The following is a 6847-nucleotide window of genomic DNA, read 5'->3' as shown; positions in this document are numbered from 1 at the left end:
CAATACAAAACGCCCGATGTGGTGCATCGGGCGTTTCTACAGCAATAAATACTGTCAACCTATTTTAGGACTGGACACCGCGTGCTTTTCTGCTCCCTGATCTTGTCGTCATACGGGTGAAACATTGCCTTCGTATGATGTCGCCATCTGACGTTATCTGCGCAAATTAGATGCTTTTAATGTAAGTAAGCCGAACTTCGTGATATTTCATGCAAGATGCAACCTTGCAGCATCGCGTCGTTGTTGATCCAACCAGCATAGTGACTCTCTCCATGACCTACTCCCGTACCCGCATCGCCCGCGCGGTGGCCCTGATGTGTGCCATGACCGCCGTGTTCGCCAATCTGGCCCAAGCCCATGGCGATGCGCCCGCTGCCCCAGTTCCCGCCAGCGTATCCATGGAAGCCCCGCAAGCCGTGATCGTCACGGGTACGCGCGGCAGCAACCGTACCCAGTTCGACACCATGGCGCCCGTGGACGTGTTCAACCGCGAAGATATAGGCGCCGTCGAATCGTCGGACTTGAATGACGTGCTGGCGCAACTCGTGCCTTCCTACGTGGTGCAGCGCTTGCCCATGGCCGACGGACAAGTGTTCGTGCGCCCCGCCACCCTGCGGGGCCTGTCGCCGGACCAGACGCTCGTGCTGGTCAATGGCAAGCGCTTCCACCGCAGCGCCCTGCTGGGCGCGCGCGGCGCGCAGGCGCCCGACCTGGCACAGATTCCCGTGTCCGCCATCAAGCGCATCGAAGTGCTGCGCGATGGCGCTTCCGCCCAGTACGGCTCGGATGCGATCGCCGGCGTGATCAACATCATTCTCGACGACACGGTGGGTACGGAGGTCTCCGTGCACCATTCGCAATATTCGGCAGGCGATGGCAAGGGCAATGAAGTGAACCTGAAGACGGGCTTTGCCTTTGGCGAGACGGGCAAGGCGACGATTTTCGGCGCGCTGGCCAAGTCCGATCCCACCTCGCGTACGCGCCAGCGGGCCGACGCCATTGCTTTCCAGAATGCGCATCCGGAACTGAAGGTGCCAAATCCCGTGCAGCGCTGGGGCCAGCCTGAACTCGACAGCAAGCGTCTTGGCTTCAACGCCAGCATGGCCCTGTCCGAGACGGCGGAACTGTACGGCTTCGGCCTGTTCAGCCGCAGCGATGGCACATCGGACTTCAACTGGCGCAATCCGGACACCAGCACGGGCGCGTACAAGACCAGCAGCCTGTTCCCCGGCTGGGACTTGCGCAGCCTGTATCCGCTTGGCTTCAGCCCCAGCTATTCGAACGACCAGGATGATTTGCAGGTGGTCGCCGGCGTGCGCGGTCACTTCACCGACCGCTTCGGCTGGGATGTGAGCGCTTCCTACGGCCGCAACCGCATCGACTATCACCTGGCCAATTCCATCAATGCGTCGATGGGACCGAGCAGCCCGACGGCGTTTTACCTGGGCCAGTTGTCGCAGACGGAAAAGATCCTCAACGCCAACTTCAACTATGAATTGCCCGTGGCCTCCCTGCCGCAACCCGTCAACATCGCCTTCGGCGCGGAAGCGCGCAATGAAACCTATGGCGTGAAGGCGGGCGATGCGGCATCCTACCTGGTGGGGCCGGGCGCGGCCATCGGCCTCGATGCGAATGCGAACGGCGCACCCGGTTTCAGCGACCGCCAGGCCGGCAGCTGGGGACAGGACAGCTATGCCGCCTACCTGGACGTGGAAGTGCCCGTCACCAAGGCACTGAGCCTGGGCGGCGCGGCGCGCTATGAGCATTTTTCCGAGTTCGGCAGCACCGTCAACGGCAAGCTGTCGGCCCGTTATGCGCTGAGCGAGGACCTGGCCTTGCGCGGCTCCTACTCGACGGGTTTCCGTGCGCCCACGCCGGGTCAGTCGAACACCAACAGCACGAATCAGGGCCTCGACACCAAGACCCTGCTGCTGTTTACCAGCGGCCGCCTGGCCAACAACGATCCCCTGGCCATGTTGCTGGGCGCCAAGGCCTTGAAGCCGGAAAAATCGAAGAATTTGTCGCTCGGCTTCACGTGGAAGACGCCGGCCGGTTTTTCCGGTTCCGTGGATGTGTATGACATCAAAGTCAGCGACCGTTTCAGCACGTCCGCCTCGTTTGCCGTGCCCGCCGGCGTGGCCAATCCCCTGCGCTACACGTCCGTCAGCTACTTCACGAATGACTTCGACACGACCACGCGCGGCATCGACATCGTCGGCAGCCACCTCAGCCGTATCGGCGACGGCAAGCTGAACCTGACCCTGGCCTACAACTACAACACGACGAAAGTCGATGGCGGCAACTCCAGCCTGGTGACGAATCCTGCCCAGCGGCAAGTCTTCGAGGAACGCCTGCCGCGCCAGAAAGCCACCATCAGTGGAAATTATGACTTTGGCAACTGGAATACCCTGGCCCGCGTGCGCTACTATGGCGCGTGGACGGACAATTCGGGCAACGCGACGGGCGATATCTTCCAGCGTTTCGGCGCCATGCAATTCCTGGACCTGGCCGCCAGCTACAAGATCAGCGACAAGCAGTCCGTGCGCGTGGGCGTCGATAATGTGCTCGATAAATATCCCGATGAGGCGACCTTCCAGGCCAGCCGCGGCTTGATTTATTCGCGCAACGCACCGTACGACACGGATGGCCGTAACTTGTACGTCGAGTACAAAGTGAAATTTTAAGGGGTAATCTTGAAGATGAATTCTCAACGTCGCGCCTTGCTGTGCGCGGGTTCGCTGGCGGCGGCGCTGCCGTTTGCCAGCGGCAGTGCGGGCGCTGCCGCGCCGGTGACCGCGGCCTTGCCGGCGCTGCCCAAGGTCCCGGCCGGCACCACGCCGGACATGCTGGCCACCGACGAAGCCTACTGGAAGGCTGTCGCCGCGCAATACGACACGACCGATGCGGTGGTGCAACTCGACAACGCCTTCTGGGGTTCGATGGCCAGGCCCGTGCTGGCGCATTACGAGCAGCAATTGAGCATGGTCAACCGCGACAACGCCTGGTATGCGCGCATGCGCTTTCCCGCCGACTTCGAGGCGGCCCGCGCGGCGGCCGCCAGGGCGCTGGGCGTGGGCAGCGATGAAATCGTCCTCACGCGGGGCGCCACGGAAGCGCTGCAAGTGCTGATTGCTGGCTATAACCGCCTGCAGGCCGGTGATGCGGTGCTGTACGCGGACATCGATTACGACAACATGATCACCGTCACGCGCTGGCTGCAGCAGCGGCGCGGCGCCCAGGTCGTGTCGATCGCCATGCCGGAACCGTTTACGCACGACAAGGTGATCGCCGCGTATGTCGCTGCCATGGAACGCCATCCGACCTTGAAATTGATGCTGCTCACGCATGTAAATCATCGCAACGGCATGGTCTTGCCCGTGGCCGAGATCAGCCGCCTCGCGCGTGAACGGGGCATCGACGTGATTGTTGATACAGCGCATGGTTTTGGCCAGCTGGACATGACGATTCCCGATTTGCAGGCGGACTTTGCCGGCATCAACCTGCATAAATGGATAGGCGCGCCCGTCGGCGTGGGTGCTGCCTACATCAAGCGGGGCAGGGTGGCCGATATCGATCCCTACATGGGCGAAGCGGCAGGCGGGGATATCCGCACGCGCGTGCATACGGGCACGGTGAATTTCGCCGCCTACCTGAGCTTGCCGACGGCACTGGATTTGCATGCGCAGATCGGCGTGGCCAACAAGCAGGCCCGGCTGCGGCTGCTGCGCAACCGCTGGGTAGACGCGGCACGGGGCATCGATGGCATAGAGGTGCTGGCCTCATCCGATCCGCGCCTGACGAGCGCCATCGCGTCGTTCCGCCTGAAGGGCAAGACTAGCGTGGCGGACAATTTTGCCTTGTCGAAAAAACTGGTGCAGGAGCACGGCATCTTTGCCGTGCCGCGCGATGGCCTCGCTTCGGGCGCATGCCTGCGCGTAACGCCAGGCATTTTTACGCCGGAGTCGCATCTGGACAGGCTGGTGGAGGCCCTGCGCCAAGTGGCGAAGGGCTGATGAGGAGCGTGGCCCGCCGGTAACGGACGGGCCACGTGACTGCTGCGCTGCTGATTGAGCGGAGCGCTCAGGCGCGCAGGGTCGCCAGGATAGGTTGCAGTACGGCAGCACCCAGGGCAGCGCTGCGGGCGCCGCTCCAGCCCGTTTGCGGGTCGGGATCGTTGGCGTTGTCCTTGAACGGCAGTTCCAGGGTCAGCGACAGGCAGCCGAACGCATGCGTGATGTGGGGCGAGCCCATGGTCAGCACTTCCGGCGTGAACGGGCCGTCTTCATAGCCGTACACATCCTGGAAGTCGGGGCTGGCCACCTTGAAGTCGGCGATGAAGCGGTCTTGCGCGGCCTTTTGCGCGGGCGTGAAGTTTTCCAGCGCATCGCTGCCGGCCACGAAGACGTACGGCAAGCCTTCGTCGCCATGTACGTCGAGGAACAGGTCGCAGCCGATTTCGTGCATCTTCTGTTTCACCAGGAACACTTCCGGGCTGCGTTCTATCGTCGGCGTCATCCATTCGCGGTTCAGGTTGGCGCCTGCCGCGTTGGTGCGCAGGTTGCCATGCACGGAACCGTCCGGGTTCATGTTCGGCACCACGTAGAAGACGGCGTCCTGCAGGCACTGGCGGGCAAACGGGTTGGCCTGGTCCAGCAGCGCTTCGAGCATGCCTTCGACAAACCACTCGGCCATCGTTTCACCCGGATGCTGGCGCGCGATGACCCAGACTTTTTTCTCGGCATCGGCGTCGCCGACGACGAGCAGATTCATGTCGCGGCCTTCCACGGTGCTGCCCAGGTCCAGCAGGCGCACCAGCGGCGACGCTTGCGCGCTGTCGATCAGGGCCAGGTGGCGGTCCCATGGATACGGCTCGAAATAGGCGTAGTACACGCTTTCTTCTTCCGGCGTGTGTGCTATGGTCATCACCGTGCCGTCATAGCTGGTGGGCACGCGGAACCACGTTTCGCGGTCATAGCTGGCCACGGCCTGGTAATCCTTCCAGCCGTCCGGGTAGGCCGACTTGCCTGCATTCATGAAGCGGATCGTGCACGCTTCGCCTTGCGCGCCCTGCAGGCGGAAGTAAAACCACTGCGTGATGTCGGCGTGGGAATCCTTGCGGATGTTCAGCTCGATGGATTGGGCATCGTCGGCGCGCAGCACCTCGATCGCGCCGGCATCGAATTGCTGGCTGATTTTAATGGTCATGAGTGTTCCTGATAAAAACGTATGGGTTTTGCATCGTGTGCAATGGCGCGATGATACCCGTTTTGCCTGCGCCTTTGTGCTGGCGCAAACGATGCCGGGTACGCTTTGCTAAGGTGAAAGCTCCAACACCGGGAGATCATCATGGAAGACAACGATAAACACATACGCGACCTGGAAAAGAAAATCAGCGCCCTCAGCGACGCCCTGGCGCACCTGGGCAAGGGCACGACCCTGCAGGAATTGCTGCGCATCATACGTTTCCCCGGCTATACGACGCCGGCCGAATTCACCTTCAACGTGGCCATCCTCGATACCATGCTGGTGCAGGCCAATGCGCTGGAAAAGCTGGGGCAGGATTTGCTGGCAGGGGCTAAACAGGTCGTCGCCAAGCAATGAACGTTGGATCAGTCCGCGCTTGTTGACGCCTGCTGAACGCCTGAAAAATCGGCGGGGCAAGGCGCAGGGCCGCAGGCAGTACGAACGTACGCCCAGGCCCTGCAACGCCGCCATGGATGTTTTCTCAGGCGTTCAGGCCGCCGAAACGTTCGTAGAACCACGGCTCCACGTCCGGCGCCTGCGCGTCTTCGCGCCGCAGGGTGGCCAGGATATGTTCTTCGGCCGCCGCATGGGTGATGCGGTACAGGTCGCGGGCCAGGGCGTAGGCTTGCGTGCCCGGCCACGGCTCGGGCAGCAGTTCGACGGGCAGTTGCGGGTCGTGCAATTGCACGCGGCGGTAGGCGTGCGTCAGCAGTGAACGGATGACGAACGCTTGCTCGGGATCGAAGGCGGGTTCTTCCTGCAGCAAGGTCAGCAGGGGCTGGAAGCTGGCGATGAATTTTTCGTAGCCGGCCATCACTTCCGACAGATCCCAGCATTCGCCCACCATGTCGCGCAGGGGGCGCGTGCTGACGCCCGGCAACTCTGTTGTGTGGCAGATATACAGCTTGCCCTGCACCTCGTTGCGCACGAGGATATCTTCCAGCGCGTCCCCATTGCTGGCCGGATGGCCGAAGATGCCGGGCGCGATCAGTCCGTAGCCGGCCCACAATAATTCCTTGCGCAGGGCGCCCCGCTCGGCGGCGCCGATGCTGCCGGCCGGGCCGATCACCAGGGTCCAGCTGCCATCCCAGTGCACCACCAGCGGTGCATAGATGCGGCGATACGCGCGCTCGAAGCGGGCCAGCGCCTCCGGACGGATCGTATAGGCGCTGCGGCGGCCATCCCTTTGCGAACTGAGCCAGCCCTCTTGGGCCAGGCGGAACACGCTGGTACGCAGCAGGCGGTCGTTGACGCCGAATGGCGCCAGCAAGTCGATCAGGCTGCCCAGCCAGATGGCGCCGCCGCGCGGCACGATGGCATCGCCAAAAATCGTCATCACCAGGGATTTCGAGCGCGGTGGGTCGCTTTCCAGGAAATCGGCTATCCATGCCGTGCAGCGGGTGTTCTTCATGTGGTTCCGGTCTGGCCGTGTTGCGGTCATTTCAATAAAAGCAGCAGTTTACTTGGCTGCGCGGGTAGCGCGGCAATAATTTGCCGGGCGCACTGGTAGGGCCCCGGAGTGTTTTCTCATAAGCAATATCATACGCACAAAAAAGCGGCACAAGATACGAAATTTTAAAATGATTCACATCAAGTGTATGCA

The 6847-nt window shown here is 62.2% G+C and carries 5 protein-coding genes; 3 read left to right on the top strand and 2 right to left on the bottom strand.

Annotated features, from left to right (window positions below):
- Window positions 1-272: 272 nt before the first annotated feature.
- Both AC07VL_RS02380 and AC07VL_RS02375 read left to right on the top strand, forming a co-directional pair.
- Window positions 273-2684 (top strand): TonB-dependent receptor plug domain-containing protein, encoded by a 2412-nt coding sequence (locus AC07VL_RS02380; protein WP_494804438.1) that lies wholly within the window; start codon window positions 273-275, stop codon window positions 2682-2684.
- Window positions 2685-2699: 15 nt separating this feature from the next.
- Window positions 2700-4013, top strand: coding sequence for an aminotransferase class V-fold PLP-dependent enzyme (locus AC07VL_RS02375; protein ID WP_494804437.1), 1314 nt, complete (start codon window positions 2700-2702; stop codon window positions 4011-4013).
- Between the two features lie 67 nt (window positions 4014-4080).
- On the opposite strand, the gene AC07VL_RS02370 is transcribed toward AC07VL_RS02375, so the two are convergent.
- Entirely contained in the window at window positions 4081-5205 is a 1125-nt protein-coding gene (locus AC07VL_RS02370) for a M14 family metallopeptidase (protein WP_494804436.1), read from the bottom strand.
- 141 nt (window positions 5206-5346) lie between these two features.
- Between AC07VL_RS02370 and AC07VL_RS02365 the strand changes: the two genes are divergently transcribed.
- Window positions 5347-5601: a hypothetical protein gene (locus AC07VL_RS02365; RefSeq protein ID WP_494804435.1), complete on the top strand. Its 255-nt coding sequence runs from the start codon at window positions 5347-5349 to the stop codon at window positions 5599-5601.
- A gap of 124 nt (window positions 5602-5725) precedes the next feature.
- Here AC07VL_RS02365 and paaX read toward each other — a convergent pair whose 3' ends face one another.
- Entirely contained in the window at window positions 5726-6655 is a 930-nt protein-coding gene (gene paaX, locus AC07VL_RS02360; RefSeq protein WP_494804434.1) for a phenylacetic acid degradation operon negative regulatory protein PaaX, read from the bottom strand.
- Window positions 6656-6847: the final 192 nt, after the last annotated feature.

It is taken from the genome of Janthinobacterium sp. GW821-FHT03C08, assembly GCF_059420905.1.
The sequence above is the reverse complement of the archived record's forward strand: the minus strand, read 5'-3'. Positions and strand labels throughout refer to the sequence as shown.